Annotated in this window: 32 protein-coding genes; 18 read left to right on the top strand and 14 right to left on the bottom strand. The window is 68.5% G+C overall.

The genetic code is table 11. The features are described 5' to 3' along the window. The first annotated feature begins 25 nt into the window (after window positions 1-25). The 3 genes from JK358_RS21220 to JK358_RS21210 are packed head-to-tail and all read left to right on the top strand — an operon-like array spanning window position 26 to window position 2,212. Window positions 26-808, top strand: a complete 783-nt coding sequence (locus JK358_RS21220) for a helix-turn-helix domain-containing protein (RefSeq protein ID WP_307817657.1) — start codon at window positions 26-28, stop codon at window positions 806-808. A 56-nt stretch (window positions 809-864) separates the two neighbouring features. Then, on the top strand, window positions 865-1,833 hold the full coding sequence (locus JK358_RS21215) for an alpha/beta fold hydrolase (protein WP_201949506.1): 969 nt from the start codon (window positions 865-867) through the stop codon (window positions 1,831-1,833). Continuing rightward, the gene (locus tag JK358_RS21210) at window positions 1,826-2,212 is read left to right on the top strand and encodes a cupin domain-containing protein (protein WP_201949505.1); all 387 of its coding nucleotides are present in this window, start codon (window positions 1,826-1,828) and stop codon (window positions 2,210-2,212) included. The genes JK358_RS21215 and JK358_RS21210 overlap by 8 nt, the downstream gene beginning before the upstream one ends. Here JK358_RS21210 and JK358_RS21205 read toward each other — a convergent pair. Together JK358_RS21205 and JK358_RS21200 are read right to left on the bottom strand one after the other, a co-directional pair. Then, window positions 2,198-2,605 (bottom strand): low affinity iron permease family protein, encoded by a 408-nt coding sequence (locus JK358_RS21205; RefSeq protein ID WP_201949504.1) that lies wholly within the window; start codon window positions 2,603-2,605, stop codon window positions 2,198-2,200. The two genes, JK358_RS21210 and JK358_RS21205, sit on opposite strands and share 15 nt — an antisense overlap. Window positions 2,606-2,710: 105 nt before the next feature. Continuing rightward, on the bottom strand, window positions 2,711-4,156 hold the full coding sequence (locus JK358_RS21200) for an MFS transporter (protein WP_307817656.1): 1,446 nt from the start codon (window positions 4,154-4,156) through the stop codon (window positions 2,711-2,713). A gap of 50 nt (window positions 4,157-4,206) precedes the next feature. On the opposite strand from JK358_RS21200, the gene soxR reads away from it, so the two are divergent. Both soxR and JK358_RS21190 read left to right on the top strand, forming a co-directional pair. Next, window positions 4,207-4,668: a redox-sensitive transcriptional activator SoxR gene (gene soxR, locus JK358_RS21195; RefSeq protein WP_201949503.1), complete on the top strand. Its 462-nt coding sequence runs from the start codon at window positions 4,207-4,209 to the stop codon at window positions 4,666-4,668. A gap of 102 nt (window positions 4,669-4,770) precedes the next feature. Continuing rightward, window positions 4,771-5,271, top strand: a complete 501-nt coding sequence (locus tag JK358_RS21190; protein WP_232851665.1) for a hypothetical protein — start codon at window positions 4,771-4,773, stop codon at window positions 5,269-5,271. Window positions 5,272-5,329: 58 nt separating this feature from the next. On the opposite strand, the gene JK358_RS21185 is transcribed toward JK358_RS21190, so the two are convergent. Beyond that, window positions 5,330-6,919, bottom strand: coding sequence for a hypothetical protein (locus JK358_RS21185; protein ID WP_201949502.1), 1,590 nt, complete (start codon window positions 6,917-6,919; stop codon window positions 5,330-5,332). Window positions 6,920-7,154: 235 nt separating this feature from the next. Here JK358_RS21185 and JK358_RS21180 point away from each other — a divergent pair, with 235 nt between their 5' ends. The 4 genes from JK358_RS21180 to JK358_RS21165 are packed head-to-tail and all read left to right on the top strand — an operon-like array spanning window position 7,155 to window position 9,075. Next, window positions 7,155-7,478, top strand: a complete 324-nt coding sequence (locus tag JK358_RS21180; RefSeq protein WP_201949501.1) for a hypothetical protein — start codon at window positions 7,155-7,157, stop codon at window positions 7,476-7,478. 47 nt (window positions 7,479-7,525) lie between these two features. Continuing rightward, the gene (locus JK358_RS21175; protein WP_201949500.1) at window positions 7,526-7,903 is read left to right on the top strand and encodes an ArsR/SmtB family transcription factor; all 378 of its coding nucleotides are present in this window, start codon (window positions 7,526-7,528) and stop codon (window positions 7,901-7,903) included. Then, window positions 7,900-8,640 carry an aquaporin gene (locus JK358_RS21170; protein ID WP_201949499.1) on the top strand — a complete coding sequence of 247 codons (741 nt, stop codon included), beginning with the start codon at window positions 7,900-7,902 and terminating at the stop codon, window positions 8,638-8,640. The genes JK358_RS21175 and JK358_RS21170 overlap by 4 nt, the downstream gene beginning before the upstream one ends. 15 nt (window positions 8,641-8,655) lie before the next feature. After that, window positions 8,656-9,075, top strand: coding sequence for an arsenate reductase ArsC (locus JK358_RS21165; protein ID WP_201949498.1), 420 nt, complete (start codon window positions 8,656-8,658; stop codon window positions 9,073-9,075). A 20-nt stretch (window positions 9,076-9,095) separates the two neighbouring features. Here the strand turns inward: JK358_RS21165 and JK358_RS21160 are convergent, their stop codons facing one another. Together JK358_RS21160 and JK358_RS21155 are read right to left on the bottom strand one after the other, a co-directional pair. Continuing rightward, on the bottom strand, window positions 9,096-10,316 hold the full coding sequence (locus JK358_RS21160; RefSeq protein ID WP_201949497.1) for an MFS transporter: 1,221 nt from the start codon (window positions 10,314-10,316) through the stop codon (window positions 9,096-9,098). 8 nt (window positions 10,317-10,324) lie between these two features. Continuing rightward, window positions 10,325-11,674 (bottom strand): FAD-dependent oxidoreductase, encoded by a 1,350-nt coding sequence (locus JK358_RS21155; RefSeq protein ID WP_201949496.1) that lies wholly within the window; start codon window positions 11,672-11,674, stop codon window positions 10,325-10,327. A 100-nt stretch (window positions 11,675-11,774) separates the two neighbouring features. On the opposite strand from JK358_RS21155, the gene JK358_RS21150 reads away from it, so the two are divergent. Next, the gene (locus JK358_RS21150; protein ID WP_201949495.1) at window positions 11,775-12,635 is read left to right on the top strand and encodes a helix-turn-helix domain-containing GNAT family N-acetyltransferase; all 861 of its coding nucleotides are present in this window, start codon (window positions 11,775-11,777) and stop codon (window positions 12,633-12,635) included. A gap of 32 nt (window positions 12,636-12,667) precedes the next feature. Here the strand turns inward: JK358_RS21150 and JK358_RS21145 are convergent, their stop codons facing one another. Then, window positions 12,668-13,558 carry an alpha/beta fold hydrolase gene (locus JK358_RS21145; protein ID WP_201949494.1) on the bottom strand — a complete coding sequence of 297 codons (891 nt, stop codon included), beginning with the start codon at window positions 13,556-13,558 and terminating at the stop codon, window positions 12,668-12,670. Window positions 13,559-13,638: 80 nt separating this feature from the next. Here JK358_RS21145 and JK358_RS21140 point away from each other — a divergent pair, with 80 nt between their 5' ends. After that, entirely contained in the window at window positions 13,639-14,268 is a 630-nt protein-coding gene (locus tag JK358_RS21140) for a winged helix-turn-helix transcriptional regulator (protein ID WP_232851703.1), read from the top strand. A gap of 17 nt (window positions 14,269-14,285) precedes the next feature. Here JK358_RS21140 and JK358_RS21135 read toward each other — a convergent pair whose 3' ends face one another. From JK358_RS21135 to JK358_RS21125, 3 genes are all read right to left on the bottom strand, one after another. Further along, window positions 14,286-15,035 carry an SDR family NAD(P)-dependent oxidoreductase gene (locus JK358_RS21135; RefSeq protein WP_201949493.1) on the bottom strand — a complete coding sequence of 250 codons (750 nt, stop codon included), beginning with the start codon at window positions 15,033-15,035 and terminating at the stop codon, window positions 14,286-14,288. Between the two features lie 147 nt (window positions 15,036-15,182). Further along, window positions 15,183-17,918, bottom strand: coding sequence for an ATP-binding protein (locus JK358_RS21130; protein WP_201949492.1), 2,736 nt, complete (start codon window positions 17,916-17,918; stop codon window positions 15,183-15,185). Between the two features lie 28 nt (window positions 17,919-17,946). Next, window positions 17,947-18,549 carry a TetR/AcrR family transcriptional regulator gene (locus tag JK358_RS21125; protein ID WP_201949491.1) on the bottom strand — a complete coding sequence of 201 codons (603 nt, stop codon included), beginning with the start codon at window positions 18,547-18,549 and terminating at the stop codon, window positions 17,947-17,949. A 96-nt stretch (window positions 18,550-18,645) separates the two neighbouring features. Here JK358_RS21125 and JK358_RS21120 point away from each other — a divergent pair, with 96 nt between their 5' ends. The 4 genes from JK358_RS21120 to JK358_RS21105 all read left to right on the top strand — a co-directional run bounded on the left by JK358_RS21120 (window position 18,646) and on the right by JK358_RS21105 (window position 21,389). Further along, window positions 18,646-19,473: an SDR family oxidoreductase gene (locus tag JK358_RS21120; RefSeq protein ID WP_307817655.1), complete on the top strand. Its 828-nt coding sequence runs from the start codon at window positions 18,646-18,648 to the stop codon at window positions 19,471-19,473. A gap of 14 nt (window positions 19,474-19,487) precedes the next feature. Then, on the top strand, window positions 19,488-20,558 hold the full coding sequence (locus tag JK358_RS21115) for an NAD(P)H-dependent amine dehydrogenase family protein (RefSeq protein ID WP_201949489.1): 1,071 nt from the start codon (window positions 19,488-19,490) through the stop codon (window positions 20,556-20,558). Between the two features lie 64 nt (window positions 20,559-20,622). Then, window positions 20,623-20,949 carry a hypothetical protein gene (locus tag JK358_RS21110; RefSeq protein WP_201949488.1) on the top strand — a complete coding sequence of 109 codons (327 nt, stop codon included), beginning with the start codon at window positions 20,623-20,625 and terminating at the stop codon, window positions 20,947-20,949. Further along, entirely contained in the window at window positions 20,946-21,389 is a 444-nt protein-coding gene (locus tag JK358_RS21105) for a MerR family transcriptional regulator (protein WP_201949487.1), read from the top strand. Before JK358_RS21110 ends, JK358_RS21105 begins: the two co-directional genes overlap by 4 nt. A gap of 6 nt (window positions 21,390-21,395) precedes the next feature. On the opposite strand, the gene JK358_RS21100 is transcribed toward JK358_RS21105, so the two are convergent. From JK358_RS21100 to JK358_RS40070, 3 genes are read right to left on the bottom strand one after another with little or no spacing between them, the layout of a single operon-like run. Then, window positions 21,396-22,097, bottom strand: coding sequence for a cation efflux transmembrane domain-containing protein (locus JK358_RS21100; protein WP_201949486.1), 702 nt, complete (start codon window positions 22,095-22,097; stop codon window positions 21,396-21,398). Next, window positions 22,097-22,426 (bottom strand): ArsR/SmtB family transcription factor, encoded by a 330-nt coding sequence (locus JK358_RS21095; RefSeq protein ID WP_201949485.1) that lies wholly within the window; start codon window positions 22,424-22,426, stop codon window positions 22,097-22,099. Before JK358_RS21095 ends, JK358_RS21100 begins: the two co-directional genes overlap by 1 nt. Next, on the bottom strand, window positions 22,345-22,713 hold the full coding sequence (locus JK358_RS40070) for an alpha/beta fold hydrolase (protein WP_201949484.1): 369 nt from the start codon (window positions 22,711-22,713) through the stop codon (window positions 22,345-22,347). Before JK358_RS40070 ends, JK358_RS21095 begins: the two co-directional genes overlap by 82 nt. Between JK358_RS40070 and JK358_RS21085 the strand changes: the two genes are divergently transcribed. Continuing rightward, a complete protein-coding gene (locus JK358_RS21085; protein WP_201949483.1) occupies window positions 22,688-23,014 on the top strand; it encodes a winged helix-turn-helix transcriptional regulator in 327 nt (108 codons plus the stop codon). The genes JK358_RS40070 and JK358_RS21085 overlap by 26 nt on opposite strands. A 1-nt stretch (window position 23,015) precedes the next feature. Here JK358_RS21085 and JK358_RS21080 read toward each other — a convergent pair whose 3' ends face one another. After that, a complete protein-coding gene (locus JK358_RS21080) occupies window positions 23,016-23,432 on the bottom strand; it encodes a PPOX class F420-dependent oxidoreductase (protein WP_201949482.1) in 417 nt (138 codons plus the stop codon). Window positions 23,433-23,459: 27 nt separating this feature from the next. On the opposite strand from JK358_RS21080, the gene JK358_RS21075 reads away from it, so the two are divergent. Then, window positions 23,460-23,825, top strand: coding sequence for a VOC family protein (locus tag JK358_RS21075; RefSeq protein ID WP_201949481.1), 366 nt, complete (start codon window positions 23,460-23,462; stop codon window positions 23,823-23,825). A 53-nt stretch (window positions 23,826-23,878) separates the two neighbouring features. On the opposite strand, the gene JK358_RS21070 is transcribed toward JK358_RS21075, so the two are convergent. Beyond that, the gene (locus JK358_RS21070; protein ID WP_201949480.1) at window positions 23,879-25,045 is read right to left on the bottom strand and encodes an epoxide hydrolase family protein; all 1,167 of its coding nucleotides are present in this window, start codon (window positions 25,043-25,045) and stop codon (window positions 23,879-23,881) included. Window positions 25,046-25,109: 64 nt separating this feature from the next. Between JK358_RS21070 and JK358_RS21065 the strand changes: the two genes are divergently transcribed. Next, window positions 25,110-26,063 (top strand): helix-turn-helix transcriptional regulator, encoded by a 954-nt coding sequence (locus JK358_RS21065; protein WP_201949479.1) that lies wholly within the window; start codon window positions 25,110-25,112, stop codon window positions 26,061-26,063. The last annotated feature ends 110 nt before the right edge of the window (window positions 26,064-26,173 follow it).

Genomic DNA, 26,173 nt, shown 5'->3' with positions numbered 1-26,173 from the left:
ACGCGGGCCGCGTAGCCTGGACCGGGTGCGACCGATCGTGTCCGACGGAGAACTGGGCGGTGGGTGGGAAGTCGTGCGCGCGAGCGCCGCCGGGGCCTCGATGACGGGCTTCCGGGACCACGCCGCGTCCGGTCTCGACATGCACGTCGTGGCACGACCCGAGGTCGTGGTGGTCATCCAGTTCGGCGACAGTCCGCTGGCCGTCGAGAATGCCTGCGGGGAACCGGCTTTCGGCGGGGTCGTCGCCGGACTGTCACCGGGCACGCCCCGGATCCGGACCACGCGGGTCGAATGCGTCGAATTGCGTTTGTCGCCGCTGGCCGCGTACTCCCGATTGGGCGTCTCACCGCGTGAACTACACGGCACCCTGACCGATCTCGACCACCTCTGGGGCGCGCGCGCCCGGCTGCTGCGCGACCGATTGGCCGAAACCGATTCCTGGGAAGCCAGATTCGCCCTGACGAGCCGCTTCCTGATCGACCGCGACTCGAGCCGGAGCCCTGATCCCGAGGTCGCCGCCGCCTGGGCTCGTATCGTCACGGATGTGGGCGGTGTGACCGTGCGGGAGCTCACCGAACTCACCGGGTGGAGCCGGAAACGGTTGTGGTCCAGGTTCACCGCGCAGATCGGCGTCACCCCCAAGCACGCCGCGATGGTGGTGCGCTTCCGGCGCGCGTTCGACCTGCTGCTCGCGGGCACACCGCCCGCCCGGGTCGCCGCGGCCTGCGGGTATGCCGACCAACCGCATCTGCATCGCGATATCGCGCTGTTCGCCGGCACGACGCCGGGTGCGCTCGCCCGAAACTGACGCGGCGGGAACATTCTTCCAAGACACCGGCATGCCCCGATCGCGACAGTGGGGGTATGAGTACTGCACAGTCCCTCGAGGCGCGCATCCGGGCGGCCGAGCGGCGCGTCGCCGACAGCTACGGGCTGACGATCGGCGAGCACATGATCACTCTCGATGATCCGTCCGTCCGGGTGCGCGTCCTGACCATCGGTTCCGGGCCGCCCGTCCTCTCCGTCAACGGCATCGCGACACCGGGGATGGGTTTCGCTCCCCTGATCGCACGCCTGCCCGGATTTCGTCATCTCCTGCTCGAGCTGCCCGGCCACGGCCTCTCCGCTCCCTGTCGCTGGCAGGGACGATCGGTCCGCGAATCGGCGGTTCGTATTGTCACCGGCACGCTGGACGCGCTCGAGCTCCCCCGGGTGGCGATGATCGGTAGTTCGCTCGGCGGCCTGTTCGCCCTCGCGATGTCCCTCGACGCCCCGGCACGCCTGTCCCAGGCGACGATCCTGGGCACACCCGCCACGGCACTGCCGGGCTGTCGCCCGATCCCCTCGATGGCGGCACTGGCCTCCCCGATCCGCGGACCGATCGAACAACGCCTGGCCGCTCTGGCGTCCCCCCGATTCGCCGCCCGGATCGCCCTGGCCGAAGCGATGGGATCCGCTGCGGCACAGGCCATGTCGAACGACATGCTCGACCTGCACCGGCTCCCGCTCCGGCTACCCGGGCAGGCCGCCTCCTACCGCGCCCTGATCCGCCGTCTGATCCAGGGGCGCGACCCCCGACCCGAGAACATTCTCACCACAGCGGAACTGACACGGATCGCCACGCCGCTGCTCTTCCTCTGGGGCCGGCAGGACGCGTTCTGCCCACCCGAACAGGGCAGGCGGTCCGTCGAGCGGATCCCCGGCGCGCGGTTCGAAATCGTGCCGGGCGCTCACACCCCCTGGCTCGACGACGCCGACCACTGCGCCGCCATGATCCGCACCGTCCTCCCCGAACCCGTCGCACCCACGATCGGAGCATCCCGACATGCGTAGCCACGACCCACTCGACCTCGCGAAAACCCTGGACCCCTTCGATTTCCGCGAACTCGCCCCGTTCAACGATTCCGCGTTCTGCATGTACTACGGCGACAGCCTCGAATCCTCGGATTGGGAACTCCACCCCGATACCGACGAACTCCTCATGGTCCTGCGGGGCAGTGTCACCGTCGAAATCCTCACCGCCACAGACCGATACCGTATTCCGCTGACGGCCGGGCAGTTCGCCATCGTCCCGAAGGGCCACTGGCACCGGCATATCGACATCGTCGAGGTGGTCGAACTGTTCTTCACGCCCGGCGCCACCGTGGAGTCCACCGCCGTCGACCCCCGCCTCGAGTCCACCAGCGCAGCGGTCCCGTCACCGATGCCGTGATCCTTCCCGGCGCTCGAGCCCGACCGCGTCGGCCAGCTCGCTGCGGTGCCGTTCGAGCTCCGGGTATTCCGCGCTGAGTTCCCCCATGAAGGCGGCCAGCGCGCCCGCGACCGCGTTGAGCTTCTCCTGAATCGCGGCATCGCTGCGGCTCTGGGTGTTCTGCAGCAATGCCACCAGCAGGAAGGTGATGATCGTGGTGGCGGTGTTGATCACCAGCTGCCAGGTGTCCACGCTGGGCAGCACCAGGATGGTCGGCGCCCAGATCACCACCAGCACGACACAGAAGACGAAGAATCCGGCACGCGACGCCCACTCGCTGGCCTTGCTGGCGAATCGGTCGAACACCGACAGTGCGCCGGCCCGGCGGCCCGGTCCCCGCTCGGGTGTTTCCACGACATACTCCTTCACCTCGAGGTCTCGCCTGCTGTGGCGGTACCACCGGGACCGCCACGCAAACGATCCGCGAACCTCGGCGCCGCGGAGCTCGCGGGCCGACGGCTACCGGCGTCGGGTCGCGAGCACGGCGGTGGCCACGCCGAGGGCGGTGAGCACGGCGATGCCGACCGTCATCAGGCGGGCCGAATCGACCAGGGAGTCGTCGCCGAGGCGGATGAGGGTACCCGCGATGGCCGAGGTCACCGCGTAGGAGATGAGCTGGGTGGTGTTGAGGGCGGCCGCGGCCTTGGCACCCTCGGCCTGGTCGTCGGTGCTGCTCATGGCGGCGACGCTCAGATGCGGGAAGGCCAGGCCGATTCCGGTGCCGGCGAGGAACAGCGCACTCGCCCAGAGGATTACGAGCGCGGGCGAAGCGTCGTCGGTCTGCGTCAGCGCGTAGGCGAGCAGGCCGCCGGTGAGCAGCAGCGGTGCGATGCGAATGGCCCGGCGCGCACCGGCGGCGGCGAAATTTACGCTGAAGAGCTGCGCGACAACCCATCCGACGGACAGTGCCGCACCGAGCAGACCTGCGGCGAGCGGGGTCAGGCCCGCCAGTTTCTGCCCGAACAAGGGAATGAAGTTCTCCGTCATGACGCCCGCGCAGAGTGCGGCGACGGTGAGGTAGATCCATGTGAGGCCGCTGCCACGGGTGTAGGTGAGCTTGGGCAGCACGCTCACCGACCCGGTGATCTCCGCGAGCAGGAACGCCGCGATGAGCAGCGCGCCGACCACGAGTGCGATGGTGGTCGCCACGCCCGGGGCGACGGTGGAGCTGAGGCTGAACGCGCTCGCCGCGAGGGTGAGCAGCACCAGCGGCACCACCGGGATCGGGCTGGGGCGGGCCGTGGATTTCGCGGTGCGCGGCAAGGCTTTCCGGGTGAGCGAGGCCAGTACTACGGCGACAGCCAGCAGCAGCCCGTACGCCCAGCGCCACAGGCCCAGTTCGGCGAAGACGCCACCCAGCGCCGGGCCGACGAGCGTGCCCACACCCCACATGGCCGAGACCAGTCCGGCCGCTCGCGCCCAGAGCCGCGCCGGCAGTGCGGTTCTGATGACGGCGTAGCCGAGCCCGGCCAGCAAACCACCGCCGAAGCCCTGCACCACGCGGCCCACGATGAGGACCTCCATGGTCGGGCTCACGACGTTGACGGCGGCTCCGGCCGCGAACACCAGGAAGCCCACCAGGTAGGCGGTCGCGGCTCCGCCCACCGAGAGGAGTCTGCTGACCAGCATGGAGGCGATGACCGCGGCCATCAGGAACCCGGTCGCCACCCACGCGTAATACCGTTCACCGCCGATGTCCTCGACGATGGAGGGCATCAGCGCGGCGGTGAAGTACAGGTTCATGGCGTAGAGCGCCACACCGCCCGCGAGGATCGCCACCGTGGCCAGATACCGTCCAGCGAACAGCTCCGACCACCGTCCGGCGCCTTCGGTGTCCGGTTCCGGCTCCGCGCTCGCACGCGTATTCGCCGCTGCGGCGGAGGCTTTCGATGATGTTGCGGTCACCCGCGCTACGCTAGAACTTCAAGCTCACTTGAAGTCAAGAGAGAGTGTCCATGGCCGCACCCACCGATCTGATCACCATCGGCGAGCTCGCACAGCGCGCCGGCGTCGCTACGTCCGCGGTGCGCTTCTACGAGGATCAGGGCCTGATCGCCTCGGTCCGCACCTCGGGCAACCAGCGCCGATACCCGCGCCACGTCCTGCGGCGGCTGTCCCTGGTGCTGTTCGCCAAACGCCTCGGCATCCCCCTGTCCGAGGTGGCCGAGGCCTTCGAGGGCCTGCCCGCGGAACGCATGCCGAGCAAACGGGACTGGGATCGAATCGCCAAGCGCTGGAGCGATCATCTGGAGGCGCGCCGCCGCGAAATCGAACAGCTGCAGCGCGAGCTCACCGGCTGCATCGGCTGCGGCTGCCTCTCGCTACGCCGCTGCTACGTCCTCAACCCGAGCGACACCCTCGCCGCGCACGGTGCGGGTCCGCAGCGGCTGCTGCACCCCGATGATGAGCGGGAGTAGTTGTCGCCCTGGGCATTTCCGGCGTTAACACGGGAAGTGCCCCCAAAATTGGGGTTGATTGCTTGCGCTAATGATCGTCTGGCCACCACCGACGCAGTGGTCATGAGCACAACACAGCGCCCCGCCCGCAAGCCGTCGATGTTCCTGCGCGCCGGCCTCGCGGCCACCTCGGTGGTGGCGGCCCTGGTCGGCGTCGCCGGTCCCGCCACCGCGCTCCCCACCGATGCGGCCACCATCTTCTCCACCACCCTCACCCGCATCCCCGGCCCCAGCTGCGCCGCGATCATCAATGCCACAGTGGTACCGCAGCCGCGCTCCGGCGAGTTCGGCGTCCGCGTGCGGATCACCCAGGACGGCGAATTCTGCAGCCGCTACCGCGTCGCCGTGCGCTGGCGCAATCTCGACACCGGCCGCACCAATGGGCAGTCGCACCAGGTCAACGAGCGCGGTGAGATTCAGCAGGCCCCCGACGGCGTGATCACGGGCTTCGGCATGGGTCCGGGCGCCGGGCGCGTGGAAGCCTCGATCGTCACCCTCTACGACGACGGCTCCCAGCGCGAACTCGAACAGATCAGCGGCACCGCGAGTTTCACGCTGGGCTGATCGGCCCGTATCGGTGCACCGGGCTCGCCTTCCCTCGAGCCCGGTGCACCCACGACGGCTAACCGAATTTCGGCGTGATCGACACCCAATTCGGATTCGTGTTCAGGCCGGTGTAGTAGGCCTTGGACGATGTTCCTGGGGGCGATTGCGGGGTCACCGCGTCGCCCTGCCAATAGGTTTTCGGAGTTTTCGGCGAATCCTGGCTCTGCCAGACCGCGCGGATCTGCGGTATTACCGCGGTGGGGTCGGCGGTGTTGTAGTTGTACTGGTATCCGAGCACCCAGGTATTGCCGGAGGGATCCACCGCGGTGGTCAATGTCATCGTCTGATATCCCGGGTCGGCGTAGGCGGTGACAGTGCCCGAGGCAGGGCCGAGCAGTTTGAAACCGGGGGTATTCGTCGACCATGTCACCGTCGCGGAGGAGCTCGCCCAGACCAGCGCGAAATCAGCGTTGGCGACAATAGGATTCGTCAGCGAGGTGTCGCTCAGGGAGAGTCCGATCTGACCCTGGCTCGATTGCTGGCCGACGGGTGGTTGACTGCTGCTGGCGACATTGGTGATCGGGAAGAAGAGGTCACTGCCGCCGTCCCAGGTGTAATCCTTCGACAGGGTGAGCACCACATTCAGATTCCCCAGCGGGCTGACGACCGTCGACGCCGTCCATCCCGAAAGCTCTATCTTCATCGCGGCGACATCGTCGTTGGTGAAATAGCGCGGCATGCTGATCGTCATGGTCGCCCCGGAACGCAGCGGGATGTCGTCGCCGGTGTTGTGCAGTGTCGCCTCCAGCGTCGCAACCTCCTTCACGGCGATGGTCGCCGTGCCGTTGGCCTTGTTGACGACGTCCAGGGTCGCGCGCCGCGTTCTGTCCCAGGCCTTCTGCGCGGCCGCGTACACCGCGAGCACCACGTCCTTGCCCTTGTCCAGCCGATACGGGAAACCGATTCCGAACGGGAATTGCAAAGAGACACCGGCGAATTCGAACTCGGTCGCGCCCTGCGGCCGCTGGTTGATGTACATGAACCGGATGAACACCACCAACTTGAACTCCGGGTTCGGGACATAGAGGTCGACCAGGAACCCGTCGATCGCCCCGCTGAGCGGTTTGTCACCGATCCAGAAACTGAGCTCGAGACCCGCGCTGAGGGACAGTCCGCCCTTGGCCGAGAGGCCCGCCCAGGCCCGGCCGTGCACCTGGGTCCTGTCCTTGAAGTCGAATACGAGATCGGCGCCCGCGAGGGCGCCGACCACCGCACTGGCTCCCGCCGAGACGCCGATGCCGAATCCCCGCAATCCCTGCGGCTGTGCCGTCGCGAGATGGAATTCGCCGTGCGTGAGTATCTGCGATGCGATCTCCTCGCTCAACGGATTCGGCTCGGCACTGTCGAAGGACCCTTCCAGCGCTTTGACATACGCGATTCCGTCGGGCGATGCCAGGAACCGCACGGCGTCGTCCACCGCGCGATCCATCACCGTTCGATTCTTGCGGTAGAAGTCCGCGCACTTCTTGACGAGTTCGACATTGGTCGTGGTGCGGCGCGGGCGCATTTCACCGGCGCCCGCCGGACGGATCCCTTGTTTATCGAGTCGAGCGGCTCCGGCCAGCGCATCGGCGAAGGCTTGTTCGAGAGGGGTGGGCTGGGGCATGGATTCCTCCAGGGGAGACCGAACAGAGCGCCCGTCACCACCCACTTGTCCCGCACCAATAGTACTGCGGCACAACCCGTCTCACATTCGAATTCACCCGGCGACCCAGGATTGATTCCGTGGCGCGCGCCGCATTTTCGGCAACGGTTCGGCAATATTTCCCGCCGACCCAATTCGGCACTGGAATGATGGCCTGATCAAGATCTCGAGATCATCGATCACATCGAGGCGCACCATGATTCACCGTAAACTCCCCCAGCTCGCATTTCTCGCCACGGCAGCATCCGCCGCCGTGCTCGCCGGTTCCGCGGGCGTCACCGTCGTGGACGGCTCCCTGGAGCAGATGTTCGAAGGCGGCCTGGGCGGACCCATCGCCATCCGGCTCGACGGCCCCGTCCTCGTCGACTGCGACGGCACCCTCCAGCACTGGACGGGCAACCTCATCGCCCCCGGTCGCGTGCTGCCCAGCAGCTCCGGCGGCCAACTCACCGTCACCCTCTCCCAGGGCCAGACCACACTCGCCAGCACCGGTGCCCGACCGGCCTACATCGTCAGCTGAATCCGGCCCGCCTTGCCCACGGATTCGACAGCTGTCAATATCGACAGGTGTCGAAATCAGAACTGCCCCCGGTAACAGTGGGCGAACCGGCGTGCGAGGCCGCACCCGTCGTGCGGGAACCATTACGCCCCGACGACGCCGGGCGGATAGCGGTCGTGTTCAAAGCGCTGTCCGATCCGGTACGTCTGCGCCTGCTGAGCGTGATCGCCAGCCACGCCGGGCAGGAAGCCTGCGTATGCGACCTGTCGGACGGTTTCGACGTCGGCCAGCCGACCATCTCCCACCACCTGAAAGTGTTGCGCGAAGCGGGATTGCTGAGCAGTGAGCGCCGCGGATCCTGGGTGTACTACCGGGTCGAACCAGCCGGGTTGCGGCAGCTGTCGCTGGTGCTCGAGGCGCTCGAGCCCGCGAGCGTCGCGGGGTGAACACGGTGACGCGCAAGCTGGTAGCCGAGTTCCTCGGTACCGCACTGTTGGTGACCGTCGTCGTCGGTTCCGGCATCGCGGCCGAGCAGCTCTCACCGGGTCAGACCGGATTACAGCTACTGGAGAATTCGACCGCGACCGCGCTCGGCCTGGCCGTGCTCATCCTGGTGTTCGGCCCGATATCCGGAGCGCACTTCAATCCCGTTGTGTCGGTGGCGGATTGGTTCCTGGGGCGGCGGCGCGGTACCGGCCTGCGCGCGATCGAACTCGCGGGCTACATTCCCGCGCAGGTCGCCGGCGGCCTACTGGGCGCGGCGCTGGCCAATGCCATGTTCGATCTCGGTGTCATCCAGATCTCCCGCCACGACCGCCTCACCGCCGGCCATCTGCTCGGCGAGGTGGTGGCGACGGCCGGGCTGCTCGCGGTGATCTTCGCGCTCGCCCGCAGCGGCCGGGCGGCCCTGTCCGCGGCGGCAGTGGGCGCGTATATCGGTGCGGCGTACTGGTTCACGAGCTCGACCTCGTTCGCGAATCCGGCGGTCACGGTGGGCCGGATCTTCTCCGACACCTTCGCCGGGATCGCGCCCGGTTCGGTGCCTGGCTACATCGCCGCGCAGGTCCTGGGAGCCGCGCTCGGGTTGACAGCCGTCACCTGGCTCTACCCCGACAGCGCGGCCACGGCCGACGCCGTCACGGTGCCGCACGAGCGCACCGGAAACCTCCCCACCTCTTCCTGAAAGGCCGCTCCGACAATGGCTTCCAAGCCCAGTGTGCTGTTCGTCTGCGTCCACAACGCCGGCCGCTCACAGATGGCCCAGGGGTTTCTCACCCATCTGGCCGGTGACGCGATCGAGGTCCGCTCGGCGGGCAGTGTGCCCGCCGACAGTCTCAATCCGGCTGCGATCGAGGCCATGGCCGAGGTCGGCATCGACATTACGGATCAGTCCCCCAGAATCCTGACCCCGGATGCCGTGGAGACCTCCACGGTCGTGATCACGATGGGGTGCGGCGACACCTGCCCGTATTTTCCGGGCGTGGACTACCGCGACTGGGAACTCGCGGATCCGGCGGGCAGGGCGGTGGCGGCTGTACGGCCGATCCGCGACGAAATCCACTGGCGTGTGGCAGATCTCGTCGCCGAACTACTTCCCCACCGGATCGTGCCGTCCTGACTCCGGCTATCCGCTGATCGTCACGTCCTGGACAGTTTGAGCGATACGCCGGTGGCCGTTCCGGTCACCACGGCCAGCGCCGCGATGGCGGCGAGGACCAGGTAGGCGTGGGCGTAGCTGCCGGTCCAGGCCGACAGGATGGTGCCCGCCCAGGGGGCCAGCGCCATCACGATCACGACGGGCGCGGACAGGAGTCCATTGAGGCGTCCGTAATGTGTTGCGCCCCAGCGGTCGGTGATCGCCATGGCCTGTACCAGCGTGAGTACGCCGCGCACCAGACCGGCGCCGATCGAGACCGCGATCAAGGCGGCCGTACCGGTGACCACGCCGAGCATGGCCGTCGCGACGGCGGTCGCGGCGAGGATGATCAGCGTTCGGAGGGTGACGCTGCCGCGGGTCGCCAACGGCAGGTACCCGAGCCGGCCGAGCACCTGACCGGCGCCGCCCAGGCCGAGGGCCAGTGCGGCCGTCGCCGGGGTGAATCCTCGTTCCTGCAGTAGCGGAACGAGATTGAACACCGCCGCGGCGGTGGTGAAGGCCGCCAGGCACAGGGTGATCATCAGCATGATGAAGGCGCGACTGCGTGCCACGACGGCATGGTCGGCGAAGTCGTCACGGATGGGCGCTGGTGGATGCGGCCACCGGCCGCGCAGCCCGAACCCGTGCGCGGGGACGGTCACTACCGCGAGGATGCCCGCGAGCACGAGATAGGTTGTGCGCCAATCACTGCGTGCGTCGAGGTAGGCGGTGAGCGGCGCGAAGACCGTGCTCGCCAGCCCGGCCGCGAGGGTCACGATCATCAGCGCCGTCAGCCGCTGTTCACCCCACCATCGGGTCAGGGCGGCGAAGGCCGGCGGATACAGGGTCGCGCCCATGGCCACGCCCGCGAGGATCCAGCCGGTGAAGAAGACTGCCGGATTCGGGGCGAGCGCCACCACCGGCACGGACGCCGCGGCGAGGACCGATCCCAGTGTCATCACCAGGCGAGGTCCGGTGCGATCCAGGATGCGCCCGACGGGAATTCCGACGAGTGCGGCGGCGAGCTGGCCGAGGGAGAAAGCGGCGGTGATGGTCGGCAGTGACCAGCCGGTGTCGCGGGAGATGGAGACCGCCAGCACGGGGAAGGCGTAGAACAGGATGCCCCAGCTGGTGATCTCGGTCAGGCACAGCACCGCCAGGACCCGCCGCAGACCGGTGCGGGTGAGAGCGCCGGTCCCGGAGGTGGTTTCGAGGTTGAACATGGGTGGGATCAGTTGCCGACGCGCACCGTGCCCAGCGAAATCAGTTCCGGGGCGGCGCTGCCACCGCAACAGCCGCCGCCGGATGCGATGGCGGCGTCGGGTTCGTCGAAAGCCCCCGCGCCACCGCAGACCCCGGTGTCGGGCAGGGTCAATTCGACGCGCGCGGCGGATTCATGGTCGCCCGCCAGCTCGGCCGCGATACTGCGCACCTGCTCGTAGCCGGTGAGCGCCAGGAAGGTCGGGGCGCGCCCGTAACTCTTCATTCCCGCCAGGTAGAAGCCCGGTTCGGGTTGTGAAAGTTCTTTCACCCCATGCGGATACACGGTGCCGCAGGAGTGCACGTTGGGGTCGATCAGCGGTGCGAGTTCCACCGGAGCCTGCAGCACCGGGTCCAGGTTCAGGCGGATCTCCGACAGCCACGACAGCTCGGGGCGGAATCCGGTCAAGACGACGACCCGGTCCACGTCCTCGACCCGGCCACCGGCCTCCGATACCAGCGCCACCCGGCCGTCGCGGGCGGGTTCGACTGCGGCGGTGCGGAATCCGGTCACCACCTGGAGCATTCCGTCCTCGAGGGCCTGCTTGGCCCGCAGGCCCAGCGCGCCACGGGCGGGCAGTTGGTCGTCCTTGCCGCCACCGAAGGTGTTGCCCACGTCCCCGCGTCGCAACACCCAGGTGATCCGCGTGCCGGGTTCGGACTTCGCCAGCCCGGCCAGCGCCACGATCGCGGCCAGCGCCGAATGCCCGCTACCCGCGATGACCGTGTGCTTCCCGGCATAGCGGGCCCGCTCGGCCGCGTCCTCGAGATCCGGCACCCGATACGAGATGGTTTGGGCGGCAGCGGATTCCCCGAGCGCGGGCAGTCCGTCGCCGCCGAGCGGGTTCGCGCCGCCCCAGGTGCCCGAGGCATCGATCACCGCGCGTGCCAGGACCCGTTCCTCGCGACCGTCGGCGTGACGGATACGCACCGACAGCGGTTCGCTGTCACGCCCCGCGTCCACGACCCGGTCGCGACCGCGCCGTGCCACGCCGACCACCTCGGCGCCGAGCCGCACGATGTCGTCGCCGAGGGCCTCGGCCAGCGGAATCAGGTAGTCTCCGGCCCATTCCCGTCCCGTCGGGTACGAATCCGCGTGCGGGGCAACCCATCCGGTGCCGTCCAGCAGTCGGCGGGCGGCGGGCGCGATCAGCTCAGCCCAGCGGGAGAACGTGCGCACATGGTTCCATTCGGCCACGGCCGCACCCGCCGCGCCGCCGCGTTCGAATACCAGTGCACGCAGTCCGCGCTCACGCAGTTCGGCCGCGGCGGCCAGGCCGATCGGCCCGGCTCCCACCACGATCACGGGCAGCTCGTTCATAGGAGTTCCTTTCATCGATGTGTATCGATTTATTGAGGAGAGCTCTATCGACCGTCGTCGATGAACGCAACCATCGATCCCTATCGATATAGTGGAACCCATGACGTCGCTGGACATGCCGGTCGTACGCACCGACCACCGTGTGAACACGCTCCCGATCGCGGAGGCGACCACCTACGCGAGCTGGTTCTCCTGCCTGGCCGACCCCACCCGCGTCCGCCTGCTGCACCACGTCGCCACCCGGCCCGCCGGCATCACCGTCGGCGAACTCGCCGAAGCGCTCGGCGTCGGCCAGCCGACCGTCTCCCACCACGTCCGCAAACTCGCCGAGGTCGGATTCGTGAAGGTCCACAAGGACCGCACCAGCACCGTCGTCACGGTCAACCCCGCCTGCTGCACCGGCCTGCCGCACGCCGCCGACGCGGTCATGGGCGTCCTGCCACCGCAGCCGTGCTGCCCGGACGACGTCCCCGACGATGTCACCGTCCGCGCCCTCACCGACGCCGACTGGGACGTCGTCCTGCGCATCTACGATGAGGGAATCGCCACGCGCACAGCGACTTTCGAAACGGAAACCCCCACCCGCGACACCCTCGAGACGACGTGGCTCGCCGAGCACCGCTGGGTCGCCGAGATCGAAGGCGAGGTGGTCGGCTGGGCCGCCCTGTCCCCCGTCTCCGATCACGACCACCACCGGGGCGTCGCCGAAACCTCGGTCTACGTCACCGACGGCATGCGCGGCCGGGGCGTCGGCAAGGCCCTGATCCGCACCCAGGTCATCGCCGCGGACCAGGCCGGATTCTGGACCCTGCAGACGTCGCTGTTCCCCGAGAACCGCGCGGGCATCGCCCTGCACCACTCCGCGGGCTTCCGCACCCTCGGCGTCCGCGACCGCATCGCCCAACTCGATGGCCGATGGCGCGACACCGTCCTGCTCGAACGCCGCAGTGCCGCAAACTGATCCGTGGACGCGATCGCCTTCGTAGGCGGAGGCTAGCCCCGCTGGGCCGCGGTCCAGTCACGGATCGCGGCGATGAACTCCTCGGGCGCATCGGACTCGACGTACAGGCCCGCACCCTCGACTATCACGGTCTTGTGCCGGGGGAACGTCGCTTCCAGGCGCGCGAGCTCCCGAGGGCGGAAACCGATCTGCGCGTCACCCCACACGATCAGGGTCGGCAATCCGGCCAGATCGGCGCAACCGGCCTCCACTTCGCCGAAGAAGGCCCGGCTGGCGGTGAGCCGGCCGGGGAAGACCGCGCTGGCGTGCCGCCGATCAGGTGATTCCAGCGCCCGGAGGTAGTGGGTTGTTTCCGCCGCGGTCACCTTCCGCCGGTGATGGCCCATGGGGATGAAGGCCTTGGCGACAAGGTTGAACCGCCTGGCCAGCAAGCGCGTCAAAGGGCCACCGGCGATGCGCGCGAAGGCCTCGAAGTAGAGATCGCCGGTGACCGGCCATGCCCAGGCGTTGGCCAGCACCAGTCGCTCGAAGACGCCCGGCCGGCGTATCGCCGCGGCGAGCCCGATCGGGCCGCCCCAGTCCTGCCCGACCAATGTCACCCCCCGCAGGCCGAGCGCGTCGACGAAGCCCCTGACCACCGCCGCGTGCTCCTCGGGCAGGTACCGATACCCGGGCTTCGCCGCCGACAGCCCGAATCCCGGGTAATCCAGTGCGACGCAGCGGAAGTCACCGCGCAACTCGCGAATCACCTCGCGCCACAGGAATGACCAGGTCGGATTGCCGTGCAGGAGAAGCAGAGTGGGCCCCGACCCCTCGTCGACGTAATGCACGCTGTGCCCGTCGATATCGATGAATCTGCTCTCGAACGGAAACAGTGCGTCGTCGACCCAGGCGGGCCGCACGTTCTGGGTGGTGTCGGCCATGGTGGACCCCTTCCGGGTTCGGCATCGAGGTATACTTGAGAATCTCACGCATACTTGAGATTCTCAAGCGATTGAAGGACATGATGCGCAGCTACGGCCAGTTCTGCGGCCTCGCCCGTTCCCTCGAGGTGGTCGGCGACCGATGGAATCTGCTCATCGTCCGCCAACTCCTGCTCGCCCCCGCCCGCTACCGCGACCTGATCGACGGCCTCCCCGGCATCGCGACCAACCTGCTCGCCGACCGCCTGCGCGATCTCGAAGCCGCGGGCGTCCTCGAACGGCGACTATCGGGCGCGGGCGGAGTGGTTGAATACGCCCTCACCCCGTGGGGCGCCGAGCTACGCGGGCCGATCGAGAGCCTCATCCGCTGGTCCACTCCGCTGATGCTTCGCGGCCCGGACGGCGACGCCTTCCGCCCCGAGTGGCTCGCCCTCGCCGTGCCCGCGCTGCTCGACGCCAGGATCGCGCAACGCCCCACCGCCACAATAGGTCTCGACATCGCCGACCCCGCCTATCAGCTCCGCGCCACCCCTTCCGGTTTCGCGGTCATCCCGCGTGACGGCAGCGCCCTCGACGCCACCGTCCGCGCGGATCCCGCCTACATCCTCGGCCTCGCCGCCGGCGCCCTCACCCTCGACGACGCCCGCGCCCTCGGACTGATCGAGATCGACGGCGACGAGTCCGTCCTGCGCGCGGTCTTCGCCGCATGATCGCTCGGCCGCGCGCGTCAGTTCGCGTATGCGCCGCAGGAGATGTCGATCTGGGTGTCGGTGATCGAGCGGGCGCGATCGGAGGCGGCGAAGGCGGCCACGTGGCCGATGTCGGCGAAGGTGGCGGCGCGCTCGAGCAGGGTGGATTCGATCATGGCCTGTTTGGCGGCTTCGGTCTGCGGGATGTCGGGGAGGGATTCGGGGATGCCGCCGGTGCGCAGGGTGAGCACGCGGATGTTCTGCGGGCCGAGTTCGCAGGCCCATTGGCGGCGCAGCGCCTCGATGGTGTCGCTGCCGATCTGGACGGTGCCCAGGCCGGGCATCCGGCTGGCGTAGTCGGAGCCGCCGAAGAACAGGATCACGCCTGATTCCTGGGCGACCATATGTTTGGCGGCGGCCTGGGTGGTGATCAGCTGGGAGGTGACGAGCCGTGACATGGAGTGCGCGAAATCGGTCACCGGGATGCCTGCCAGCGGCCCGAAGATCGCGTCCTGGGAGATGACGTTCACCGAAATGTCCAGGCTGCCGGTCTTTTCGACGAGGGCGGCGGCATGATCGTGCACCGCGGCGGCGTCCAGGGCGTCGACCACGGCGGTTTCGGCCCGGCCGCCGTCCGCGCGGATCTTCCCCGCGACGGTCTCCAAGGTGGCGGCGGTGCGACCTACCAGGAAACAGTTCGCGCCTTCGGCGGCGAATCCGGCGGCGAGGGCGGAACCGATGGAACCGGCGGCGCCGTAGACGACTGCGGTCTTGTTGTCGAGGAGCATGCGGGTCTCTTTCGTGTGCTGGTGGATTCCTGACACGAAAAACGGTATTCCGCAGGCACTTTCGGTCGCATCGGTCGAGTTACCGGTGTCCGGCGGTGCGAACCGGGCGCGGATCGGTCATCCGGCCCCGGATCGGGGTTACGCGGCTCAGACCTCCAACCCCAGCCGGGCCAGTTCGGCACGCCGGGTGACCCCCAGTTTCGGGTATGCGTTGTACAGGTGGTGACCGATGGTGCGCGGGCTCAGGAAGAGCCGGGCGCCGATCTCCCGGTTGCTGTATCCGGCGGCGGCCAGTCGAACCACCTGGATTTCCTGCGGCGTCAGCTGTGCCAGCGGGTCGGTGCGGCGGGCTGCGGCGGGCAGATCGCCGAGCGCGGCGAGTTCGGCGTGCACCCGCTCCACCCAGAGCCGCGCTCCGAGCCTGTCGAAGGTGTCCAGCGCTTCGAGGAGGTGGCTGCGCGCATCGGAGCGGCGGCGGCGGCGACGCAGCCACTCGCCGTAGAGCAGCTGGGTTCGGGCGCGGTCGTAGCGGCCACCGTGCTCGTCGTGGTGTGCCAGCGCGGCCGCATACTGCGGCGCGGCCTCGTCGCCGACGGCCAGCAATGCGCGGCAGCGTTGGAAAAGCGCCGCCGCCAACGGGTTTGCCACACTGTCGGCCCATCGCCCGAAGTCCGCCAGGTGCTCATCGGCCCGGTCGCGATGACCACCGCGCACGGCCGCCTCGACATGATCGGGTACCGCGCGGATCAGGAAGTCGTGTGCGGCGGGACCGGCACAGACGCTGTCGAGCCGATCGAGTGCCGTGTCGGCGTCGCCCGCGGCGAGTTCGGCGAGCGCTACGCCCCAGGTGGCGAGGGCCGCGTGCGTGCGATGGGTCTCCGACAACCCCGGCATGATCTCGCGGGCCAGCGCCCGGCAGCCCGCCGCGTCCCCGCTCACCGCGAGCAGCCACACCTCGATCGCCCGCAGCGCGGCGGCCTCGATCGGCATGCCCAGTTCTTCACTGAGTGAGATACCCTCGGCCACAGCGACTCTCGCGGCCCCGAACGAACCGGTGAACAGGTGCGCGAGCGCCGCGAGTTCGAGCGCGTAGGGAATCCATTGCAGCTGCCCGATCGCCCGCGCGCCGGTGATCAACTCGTCCATGATCGCGGCGGTGGCCGTGTCGTCGGCCAGCATCAACCCGCTGAAGGCCGCGACCACCTTGTGCAGGTCGTCCACCGAATCACCGTGGGCCGCGGCGATTTGCGCCGACATGACGGCCACCGCCGGCGCGGGATCTCCGCCGAGCAGGTCGGCCCAGGCGATCTGCGCCGCCACATGGATTCCCAGCGGCGAGTTCGCGGGTAGCCGAAGGGATTTCAGTTGTTCGGCCCCCCGCACCAGCAGATCCCGGTCCGCGGCGTCGCGGGCGCAGCAGACCGCCTCCGCGAGCATGAACGCCGCCCGGTCGGGTGCGCTGTCCGCGATCAGCGCCGCCGCCCGCAGGCTGAGTTCGGCATCGGCCGCGGGTGAGGTCCGCTCGTATTCCACCTGGGCCCGGATATGTGTTGCGGCGGCGTGTATTTCGAGGTCGCCGGTCAGCGATACGGCTTCCACCGCCAGCCGTGTCGCACGATCCGCATTGCCCGCGTCGTAGGCGGCGCGCGCGGCCCGCAGGATCCGGTGCGCCTTGCGTTCGGGGTCGACGCTGAGCCGTCCGGCGCGATCGTAGGCCGCGGAGACGGCCATCGTGCCGCCGCGGCGCTGCTGGCGCTGCGCGGTCTGTTCCAGCGCCTCGGCCACGCGTTCATCGGGTTGCGTGGTCGCGGCCGCGAGGTGCCAGGCTCGGCGATCGGCATCGCCGGGCGCGGTCAGGACCTCGGCGAAGCTCGCGTGCACGGCGATCCGCTCGTGATGCGGCGCATGCCGATACACGGCGGCGCGGATCAGTGGATGCCGGAACACCAGCCGATCGCTGTCCGCGGTCACCAGTCCGGCCTGTTCCGCGGGTGCCAGATCCGCGTTCGACAGGCCGTGCCGGGCAGCGACTTCGAGCACCGTGCCGATATCGGTGCCGCTGTCGGCGGCCGCGATCAGCAGCAGAGTTCTTGTGCCCGTGGGGAGTTCGCCGATCTGGGTACGGAATCCCTCCTGCACCCGGGAGGTCACGGCCATCGGACCGGCCTCGTGTCCGGGATCGATCCGCCCGGTGATCTCCGCGTTCCGCCGCGCGCCACCCAATTCCCGCAGGGCCAGCGGATTTCCGGCTGATTCCGCCAGGACCCGCTCGCGTCCCGGTTCGGTGAGACCCGGCGTGCACCGATCCAGCAGTGCGAGGGCGGCGGCGCGCGGCAGCCCGGACAGTCGCAGTGTCGCGATTCCCGGTGTGGCGAAGGGCAGTGCGGTGTCGCGCACCCCCAGGATCATCGCGGTCGCATCCGCCCCGAACCGGCGGGCGGCGAAAAGCAGTGCGTCCATGGAGCTTTGATCGACCCACTGGGCATCGTCGACGAGCAGCAGCGTCGGCGTCTCGGCGGCCAGTTCGGCCAGCAGGGTCAAGGTGGCGGCCCCGACCAGGAACCGATTCACCTCCTCGGCCTCGGCCTGCCCGAAGGCGGCCCGCAGCGCCGCCGCCTGTGGTCCCGGCAGCAGCCCGATCCGGTCGGCGCAGGGATACGGCAGCATGTGCAGCACACCGAAGCCCAGTTCGATCTCGGATTCGATTCCGACACCGCGCAATACCCGCAGCTGCCCGGCGGCGCGGGCGGCGGCATGGTCGAGCAGCGCCGATTTCCCGATCCCCGCTTCGCCTCGAATCGCCAGCGCCCGACCGTGTCCCGAGGTCGCCGCGGCCAGCAGCCCGTCGATCTCGGCCAGCTCGGCATCGCGTCCCACCAGCATGGCCGTCAGCGTAATCCGGGCGGGCGGGCTAGGACTGCCTACCGCGCAGTCCGATGACTCCGTACAGCAGCAGATCTTCGAGGGAGGCGGTGAAGCCTTCGACATCGTCGATATCGCGAATGCACATGGCGAACAGCGCCGCACCGGCGATGGCGTCCAGGACGGTGTCGGCGTCGCGATCCGAACGCTCCGCGGTGTCATCGGCGTGCGCTTGGTCGCCGGTGAGATAGTCGGCGAGCTCGGCGCGGGTGGGGGCGTCCAGGCGCGCGGAGAGTTTGTCGTAAAGCCCTGCGTCCTGGCGCATCTCGGCCATGAGGCCGGGCATGGCGGCGCGGGCCTCCGCGGAGCCGAACAGCTGCACGGTCCCCCGGATCACCTTGCGGATCTCGCCGACCAGGTCGGGAGCCTTCTGATCGAAGCCCACATCGGGAAAGACCGCTTTCGCGATGAGATGGGCCTTGGACGGCCAGCGCCGGTAGATGGCCGGCCGGCTCACCCCGGCACGTGCGGCGATGGCGTCGATGGACGTTGCGGCATAACCCTTTTCGACCAGCAGGGCGCGCGCGGCGTCGAGGACCGCGCGGTCGACCGCGGGATCGCGACGCGGGCCCAGCCGGGGTCGTTCGGTCATGAAATTCGTCCTTGTCCGCACGGTATGAAGTCGTTACAGTCTGTCACATCATTTGTCGTTACAGACTGTAACGACTGGGGACTCGAGGAGTCGATCGTGTCAGCTGCCCCGCCCATCACCGCACCCGCGCAGACCTATCGCCCGGTGCCGCTGCTGCAGGACAAAGTCGTCGTGGTTTCCGGTGTCGGCCCCGGCCTGGGCCATTCGCTGAGCATCGAAGCCGCCCGCATGGGCGCGAAGCTGGTGCTGGCGAGCCGCACCGAACGCAAGCTCGACGGCATCGCCGCGCAGGTGCGCGCGCACGGCGGCGCGGTTCTGGTCGCTCCCGCCGACATCACCGTCGAGGAGCAGCGGCAGTCCCTGCTGGAGCGCACCCTCGCCGAGTACGGGCGCGTCGACTGCCTGATCAACAATGCCTTCGCGATTCCGCCGATGAACCCGATCACCCAGATCGAGCTCGATCACCTGCGCACCGTGAACGAGACCAATGTCTTTGCGCCGCTGCGTCTTTCCGCCCTGTTCGCGGATGCGCTCGCGGCCACCGGCGGGTCGATCATCATGCTCAACTCGTGCGTGTCCTACAGTTCGCAGCCCGAGTACTCCGGGTACAAACTCTCCAAAGGCGCACTGCAGCACCTGGCTTCGTCGCTGGCCACCGAACTCGGCCCGCGCGGCATCCGGGTGAACAGCGTCGCGCCGTCCTATGTCTACGAGGACATCAACAAGGCCTATTTCGACTGGCTGGCGAGCCAGGCCGGTGTCACGCACGCCGACATCTATCGGGAGAAGGCCGCACCCACCGATCTGCAGCGGCTGGCCTGGCCCGAGGAGGTCGCCCGCGCCACGCTGTTCCTGGCCAGCGATCTGGCCAGCGCCGTCACCGGACAGATGCTGACCGTCGACTGTGGCGAGTTCCACCGATGAGCACGGGAGCGATCATGAGGAAGCGAATCGTCTTGTGGGGCACCGGCGTCGTCGGCTCGATGGTGCTCGCCGAAATCCTGCGCCATCCCCGTTTCGAGCTGGTGGGGGTCGGCGTCAGCAACCCCGACAAGGTCGGCAGGGACGCGGGTGATCTGTGCGGCGCGCCGAAAACCGGTGTGCTGGCCACGGATTCGGTCGACGAGCTCATCGCGCTGCGGCCCGACGCCGTCGTGCACTACGGCCCCACCGCCCAGTTCGCCGACGAGAACATCCGCGTCATCAGCGCTTTCCTGCGCGCCGGTATCGACGTGTGCTCGACCGCCATGACACCGTGGGTGTGGCCCGCCATGGACAAGACTCCCGATGTGTGGCGTGACCCCATCACCGCGGCCTGCGCCGAGGGCGGCGCGTCCTGCTTCACCACCGGCATCGATCCCGGCTTCGCCAACGACCTGTTCCCGATGACGCTCATGGGGCTGTGCGGGGAGGTCACCTCCGTCCGTGCCTCGGAGTTGCTCGACTACACCGAGTACGAGGGCGACTACGAGTTCGAGATGGGCATCGGCCATCCGCCGGAATTCCAAGCGCTGCTGGAATATCCGGACGTGCTGATCATGGCCTGGGGTCCGACCGTGCCGATGATCGCGGCCGCCGCGGGCATCGAACTCGATGACATCACCACCACCTGGGAGAAATGGGTGACCCCCGAGGACCGGCCCACCGCCAAGGGCATGGTGAAGGCGGGCACGGTGGCCGCCATCCGGTTCACCATCAACGGCGTCTATCAGGGCCGTGAGGTCATCACCCTGGAGCATGTGAACCGCATCGGCGCCGACGCCGCCCCGGACTGGCCGGCCGGACACCGCGACGACGTCTACCGCGTCGACATCGTCGGCTCGCCCTCGATCAGCCAGGAGACCCAGTTCCGTTTCACCGACGGCTCCGGGCGCACCCCGGCGGTCGCGGGCTGCCTGGCCACCGGCATGCGCGCCCTCAACGCGGTGCCCGCGGTCAACCAGCTCCCACCCGGATGGGTGTCCGCGCTGGATCTGCCGTTGATCCCCGGCGTGGGCACGATCCGCTAGCGCACTGTTTTTCGGGCCGTCGGCTCTTGCATCCGGTACCCGGGTACAGGCTTACCGTGGAAGCATGACCACCAGTGATGCCGGTGACTGGGTACCGGACTCGTGCACGCTGCCGACGGCCGAGCAACCGCTGCGGGTGGCGGAGTTCGAGCAGTTCTTCGCCGAGGCGGTGCAGCGCGCCGACCGAGTGGATCGCACGCGGCTCGAGCTGTGGCTCAGCGCCGAATCCGAAGCCCGCGGACGGGATCTGGCGGCGCGGGAAGCCGCGTGCTGTTCGTTCTTCGCCTTCACCGTCGAATCCGGACCGGGCGGCGTGGTGATGCGCATCGAGGTTCCCGACTCCCGGGTGGATGTTCTCGACGCCCTCGCGGTCCGGGCCGGCGCGCGATGAGTACGGGGTTACGCACCAGCGAGGTCGCCGCGGCGGCGGGGGTGAACATTCAGACGCTGCGCTATTACGAACGCCGCGGCCTGCTCGCCGAGCCGGAGCGGACGCTGGGCGGGCATCGCCTCTACCCGGAGCGGGCGGTGACGACGGTGCGGATCATCAAAGCCGCCCAGCGCCTGGGCTTTACCCTCGTCGAGGTCGCCGACCTGCTCGAAACCACCCGCGCGGGCGCACGTCCCGACACCGGTCTGCGGGCTCGGGCGGCCACGAAACTGGCGGAGGTGGACGCCAGGCTCGCCGAGCTGACCGCCGTGCGCGACACACTGCGCGCCACCCTCGCCGCCGGCTGCGACGACCTGCTCTCCTGCAGCGAAATCCCTTCCTGCCCAGTACCGTTCACCGGCGAGATCGCCCTCGCACCGGCCACGGAACACGATCGTTGAGATCGGTCAGCCGGCGCAGCACGCACAGTCGTGCGCGGCCGCGTCGGCACTCGCCCCGACGGCGACCGGCGACGGGCAGCAGGTGTCGCCGCGCCAGGCATTGACGCCTTCCTTGACCGCGATGCCCGCGATCACCAGGGCGGCGATCGGGTCGGCCCACGACCAGCCGAACAGACTGTTGAGCAGCAACCCGACCAACAGCACCGCCGAGAGATAGGTGCACAGCAGCGTCTGCTTGGAATCGGCTACCGCGGAAGCGGATCCGAGTTCGCGGCCGGCTCGGCGCTGCGCCCACGACAGCACCGGCATCACCACCAGGCTCACGGCGGCCAGGGCGATACCGATCGCCGAATGCCGCGCCTCCCCCGCGCCCAGCAGCCCGCGAACCGCGTCGACGCTGACGTACGCGGCGAGCGCGAAGAACGAGAACGCGATGATCCGCAGCGCGACCTTCTCCCGCTGTTCCGGATCGCGTCCGGCGAACTGCCAGGCGACCGCGGCAGCCGAGGACACCTCGATCACCGAATCCAGCCCGAACCCGATCAGCGCGGTGGAGGAAGCCCGAGCCCCCTCACCCAGCGCGATCACGGCCTCGATCACGTTGTAGGTGATGGTGGCCGCCACAAACCAGCGAATACGACTGGCCAGCAACCTCTTCCGCTCCCACGACGGCCCCACCCCGGACGGCATCCCCACCCACTGCACCATCAACAGCACCCCTGCGTCGCGGAGTCCGCACAGCACGCCGGATCCACCGCCAGCACCAGCCCCATCAGATCGTCGAGCGCGCGCCCGATCCGCACATCCGCCAGCTCATAGCGCGACCGCCGCCCCTCCGGCACCGCCACCACCAGCCCGCACCCCCGCAGGCACGCAAGATGATTCGACAGAATCTGCCGGGAAACCCCGATCCGCTCCGCCAGTTCCGACGGATAACTCGCCCCCCGCCGCAAACTCAACAGAATCTGCGTACGCGTCGGATCCGACAGGGCATGACCGAAGCGAGCCAGCGCGTCCCGGTGCAGTAAGGCGTCCACACCCGAAATAGTACATCAGAATCTGTATTCAGAAAACAATGAACTATCACCACCCGAAGGCCTGTGTCGGCGGCCAGGGTGGCGGCGTCGTAGCTGTCCGGTGCGCGCGTGGTGGCGCCGAACCCGCGCAGGTCGGGGGCGATAACGCGGTAGTGCGCGGACAACGGGCCGATGATCTCGCTCCAGAGTCGCCAGGTATGCGGAAACCCGTGCAGCAGAACGATCGCCGGGCCGGAGTCGGCTATGGCGACATTGGCATGAATGCCGTTCGAGGTCCAGGTGACCACTCGCTCAGCGCACGCGAAGGCGCCGGTTCGCGGCGATCTGTTCGATTCCCAGTGCCCCACACGTCAATTGCTGCCCGGTGTCTCCCAGAAGATGCTGTCGGTGACCCTGCAGAACCTGGCCCGCGACGGTCTGGTCGCACGTCGTGTGGAGCCGACGGTGCCACCGCGCGTGCACTACCGGCTCACCGAACTGGGCTTGTCCCTGGAGATCCCGCCGGCGGCCCTGCGCGATTGGGCCGAGGATCACATGGCCGAGATCGAGCGCGCCAACAGCGTCAATGACGCACACGCCGACCGGTAGCTCACAGTTGCCGGTGCCACGTGTGGCGGGTGTCGTACCACTGGTCGCCGGCCGGCTCGCCGGCGAGGTTCCAACTCCACGACTGGACGGGGGTGATTCGCAGGTAGTAGCCGGGTCCGACGATGCCGGTGCGCTCGATGGGTGGTTCGGCGCGGCCGTAGACGCGGATGCCGCGCGCTATGAAGGGGTCGAGGGAGGGCAGGTCGTCTATGGTCAGGGCTACTTCGGTGTTGCCTGCGGCGACGTTGCGGGCTTTGCGGGTGCGGGGGAAGGTGGCGTTGCCGCCGACCCAGAAGTAGGTGCCGTCGAATTCGAAGGCTACCGGGACGACGTCCGGTTGTCCGGCGGCGGTGTGGGTGGCGAGGCGTGCGAGCGGCTGTGACCGCAGGTAGCCGATTTCGGTTTCCGTGAAGGTCATGGCATCGCATTATTCTATGTTCGAGTGATGACGGTGGTGCGGCAGGTTCAGGTCACGTTCGATTGCGCGGAGCCGGAGCGGGTTGCTCGGTTCTGGAGTGCGGTGCTGGGGTACGAGCACAGGGGGACGGCCTGTGTGGATCCGACGGGGGTGGGGCCGCGGCTGTATTTTCAGCGGGTTCCGGAGGGGAAGGTGGTGAAGAATCGGGTGCATCTCGATGTGCGGGTGGGCACCGGATTGGTTGGGGCGCAGCGGGTGGATGCGCTCGAGGCCGAGTGTGCGCGGTTGATGGCGCTCGGGGCGGTGCGGGTGCGGCTGCTGCCCGCCGATGAGGAGAATGAATCCTGCCTGGTGATGCAGGATATCGAGGGGAATGAGTTCTGTTTGGATTGAGGGGTGCGCGGCGGGGCGGGCCGCGGGTGCGGCCCGCCCCGCGCAATGGTGTTCTAGCGCTGCACTTTTCCGAAGAAGGTGCGGATATCGTCGATGAGGGCGGCGGGTTGTTCCAGGGCGGCGAAATGGCCGCCGCGGGGGTGCTCGGTCCAGTGCACGACATTGGCGTCGCGGTCAGCCAGTTTGCGGATCGGCAGGACGATGTCCTTCGGGAAAACCGCTACGCCCACGGGGGTTTCGATTCGGGAGGGGTAGTTGCCCGCTGCCATGGATCGGGCGAATTCGTAGTAGAAGCGGGCCGAGGAGGCCGCGGTGCCGGTCAGCCAGTACAGCATGACGTTGGTCAGGAGGCGGTCACGGTCGATGGCTTCCTCGGGCCGGTCGGTGCAGTCGGTCCATTCCTTGAATTTCTCTACGATCCAGGCCAATTGGCCGACGGGAGAATCGGTCAGGCCGTAGGCGAGGGTTTGCGGGCGGGTCGATTGGATGGCCATGTAGCCGCCGAAATCGCCCTGGAAGCGTTCGAGCAGGGCCAGCCGGGCGTAGTCGCCGGGCGCGAGGTCGTCGAGTTCGCCGTCCATGCCGGAGGGGAAGGTCATCAGGTAGTTGACGTGGACGCCGATGACCTGGTCGGGGGCGATCCGGGCCAGCTCCTGCGAGATGCCCGAGCCCCAGTCGCCGCCCTGCACGCCGTAGCGGGAGTAGCCCAGGCGGGTCATGAGTTCGGACCAGGCGCGCGCCACCCGGTTGACGTTCCAGCCGTCCTCGCCGGTGGGGCCGGAGAAGGCGTAGCCCGGAATCGACGGCAGCACCAGGTGGAATGCGTCGGCGGGGTCGCCGCCGTGGGCTCGGGGGTCGGTCAGCGGGCCGATGAGGTCCAGGAACTCGACGAAGGATCCGGGCCAGCCGTGGGTCATGATCAAGGGTGTCGCGGTCGATTCGGGTGAGCGGACGTGCACGAAATGCACGCTCTGACCGTCGATTTCGGTGGTGAACTGGGGCAGTTCGTTGAGCAGTTTCTCCTGTGCGCGCCAGTCGTAGTCGTGACGCCAGTAGGTGACCAGCTCGGTGAGGTAGTCCTTCGGCACACCCAGCTGCCAGCCCATCCCGGGCAGCTCGTCCGGGAGGCGGAACCGCTCGAGGCGGGAGTTGAGGTAGTCCAGATCGGCCTGCGGGATGTCGATGCGGAAGGGGCGAATCTCGTTGCTGCTCTTGCTCATACCTCTAGCAGAACATTCAATGCGGCAGACTGGTTGCCGCATTGTTCGGGTACTTTCACTATTTGTGATCAAGACTTCGGCACGGCTGCTGCGGCTGCTGTCGCTGCTGCAGACCCGGCCGACGTGGTCGGGACCCGAACTCGTCGATGAGCTGGGGGTTTCTCCGCGCACGGTGCGGGGAGACATCGACAAACTGCGTGAGCTCGGATATCCGGTGTACGCGACGCCGGGTGCGGGCGGCGGGTACCGGCTGGGCCCGGGTGCGAAACTCCCGCCACTACTGCTGGATGAGGACGAGGCGGCCGCGGTGGTGCTGGGTCTGGGTGGCGCCGCGCCCGGATCGGTATCCGGCTTCGAGGCGGCCTCGACCCGTGCGCAAGCCAAGATCGATCAGGTACTGCCGGCCCGGGTGCGCCGTCGGATCGATTCCCTGCAGGCCGCCACCGTCATCCCGAATCATTCGGGCGCGGAGGCGGATCCGGACGTGCTGGCGACCATCGCCGCCGCGGTGCGCGATCAGCATCGCCTGCGGTTCGACTACCGCGCGCACGAGGCGGCCGAGCAATGCCGCACCACCGAGCCGCACCGGCTGGTCTATGCCGGGCGCAGGTGGTACCTGGTGGCCTGGGATCTCGTCCGGTCCGACTGGCGCACCTTCCGCGTCGACCGCATGCGCCCTCGCATTCCGACCGGACCACGGTTCACCCCGCGCGAACCCCCGGCCGACGACCTGATCGGCTTCGTCGCGACCGGCCGTCGCATCGCCCGATTCCGCTACCGGGCGAAGGTGCGCGTCCAGTTGCCCGCCGCCGATCTGGTGGGCTGGCTGCCCGATGGCATTGCCGTCGAACCCGTCGACGAACACACCTGCATCGTGCACGCGGGCGGGGACACCGCCCATATCCTCGCCGCTCACATCACCTTCATCGATGCCGATTTCGAAGTCGACGGCCCACCCGAAGTCCTTGCCGCCCTGCGGGCCATCGGCAACCGGTGCGCCACCGCGGCGGCGACGTAGCGGGTCCGCGCTCCCGCCCGCCCCTGTTGTCACCGCCGCCCGGTAGCGTCCCGTGCCGAGCGATCGATCTTTCGCACCCGCACAACGTATTTCGACATCAGGAAGCATTC

The sequence above is a fragment of the Nocardia acididurans genome (assembly GCF_016741815.1).
GTDB classification, from domain to species: Bacteria; Actinomycetota; Actinomycetes; order Mycobacteriales; family Mycobacteriaceae; genus Nocardia; species Nocardia acididurans.
The sequence above is the reverse complement of the archived record's forward strand: the minus strand, read 5'-3'. Positions and strand labels throughout refer to the sequence as shown.

Coding starts and splice junctions, on each gene's coding strand:
- JK358_RS21100 (WP_201949486.1), bottom strand. CDS start 22,097: ATGGTGCAGTGGGTGGGGATGCCGTCCGGGGTGGGGCCGTCGTGGGAG.
- JK358_RS21115 (WP_201949489.1), top strand. CDS start 19,488: ATGAGGAAGCGAATCGTCTTGTGGGGCACCGGCGTCGTCGGCTCGATG.
- JK358_RS21125 (WP_201949491.1), bottom strand. CDS start 18,549: ATGACCGAACGACCCCGGCTGGGCCCGCGTCGCGATCCCGCGGTCGAC.
- JK358_RS21085 (WP_201949483.1), top strand. CDS start 22,688: ATGCCGTTCGAGGTCCAGGTGACCACTCGCTCAGCGCACGCGAAGGCG.
- JK358_RS21160 (WP_201949497.1), bottom strand. CDS start 10,316: ATGTTCAACCTCGAAACCACCTCCGGGACCGGCGCTCTCACCCGCACC.
- JK358_RS21110 (WP_201949488.1), top strand. CDS start 20,623: ATGACCACCAGTGATGCCGGTGACTGGGTACCGGACTCGTGCACGCTG.
- JK358_RS21185 (WP_201949502.1), bottom strand. CDS start 6,919: ATGCCCCAGCCCACCCCTCTCGAACAAGCCTTCGCCGATGCGCTGGCC.
- JK358_RS21165 (WP_201949498.1), top strand. CDS start 8,656: ATGGCTTCCAAGCCCAGTGTGCTGTTCGTCTGCGTCCACAACGCCGGC.
- JK358_RS21180 (WP_201949501.1), top strand. CDS start 7,155: ATGATTCACCGTAAACTCCCCCAGCTCGCATTTCTCGCCACGGCAGCA.
- JK358_RS21215 (WP_201949506.1), top strand. CDS start 865: ATGAGTACTGCACAGTCCCTCGAGGCGCGCATCCGGGCGGCCGAGCGG.
- JK358_RS21080 (WP_201949482.1), bottom strand. CDS start 23,432: ATGACCTTCACGGAAACCGAAATCGGCTACCTGCGGTCACAGCCGCTC.
- JK358_RS21190 (WP_232851665.1), top strand. CDS start 4,771: ATGAGCACAACACAGCGCCCCGCCCGCAAGCCGTCGATGTTCCTGCGC.
- JK358_RS21135 (WP_201949493.1), bottom strand. CDS start 15,035: ATGCTCCTCGACAACAAGACCGCAGTCGTCTACGGCGCCGCCGGTTCC.
- JK358_RS21105 (WP_201949487.1), top strand. CDS start 20,946: ATGAGTACGGGGTTACGCACCAGCGAGGTCGCCGCGGCGGCGGGGGTG.
- JK358_RS21130 (WP_201949492.1), bottom strand. CDS start 17,918: ATGCTGGTGGGACGCGATGCCGAGCTGGCCGAGATCGACGGGCTGCTG.
- JK358_RS21210 (WP_201949505.1), top strand. CDS start 1,826: ATGCGTAGCCACGACCCACTCGACCTCGCGAAAACCCTGGACCCCTTC.
- JK358_RS21140 (WP_232851703.1), top strand. CDS start 13,639: ATGATGCGCAGCTACGGCCAGTTCTGCGGCCTCGCCCGTTCCCTCGAG.
- JK358_RS21150 (WP_201949495.1), top strand. CDS start 11,775: ATGACGTCGCTGGACATGCCGGTCGTACGCACCGACCACCGTGTGAAC.
- soxR (WP_201949503.1), top strand. CDS start 4,207: ATGGCCGCACCCACCGATCTGATCACCATCGGCGAGCTCGCACAGCGC.
- JK358_RS21145 (WP_201949494.1), bottom strand. CDS start 13,558: ATGGCCGACACCACCCAGAACGTGCGGCCCGCCTGGGTCGACGACGCA.
- JK358_RS21155 (WP_201949496.1), bottom strand. CDS start 11,674: ATGAACGAGCTGCCCGTGATCGTGGTGGGAGCCGGGCCGATCGGCCTG.
- JK358_RS21075 (WP_201949481.1), top strand. CDS start 23,460: ATGACGGTGGTGCGGCAGGTTCAGGTCACGTTCGATTGCGCGGAGCCG.
- JK358_RS21070 (WP_201949480.1), bottom strand. CDS start 25,045: ATGAGCAAGAGCAGCAACGAGATTCGCCCCTTCCGCATCGACATCCCG.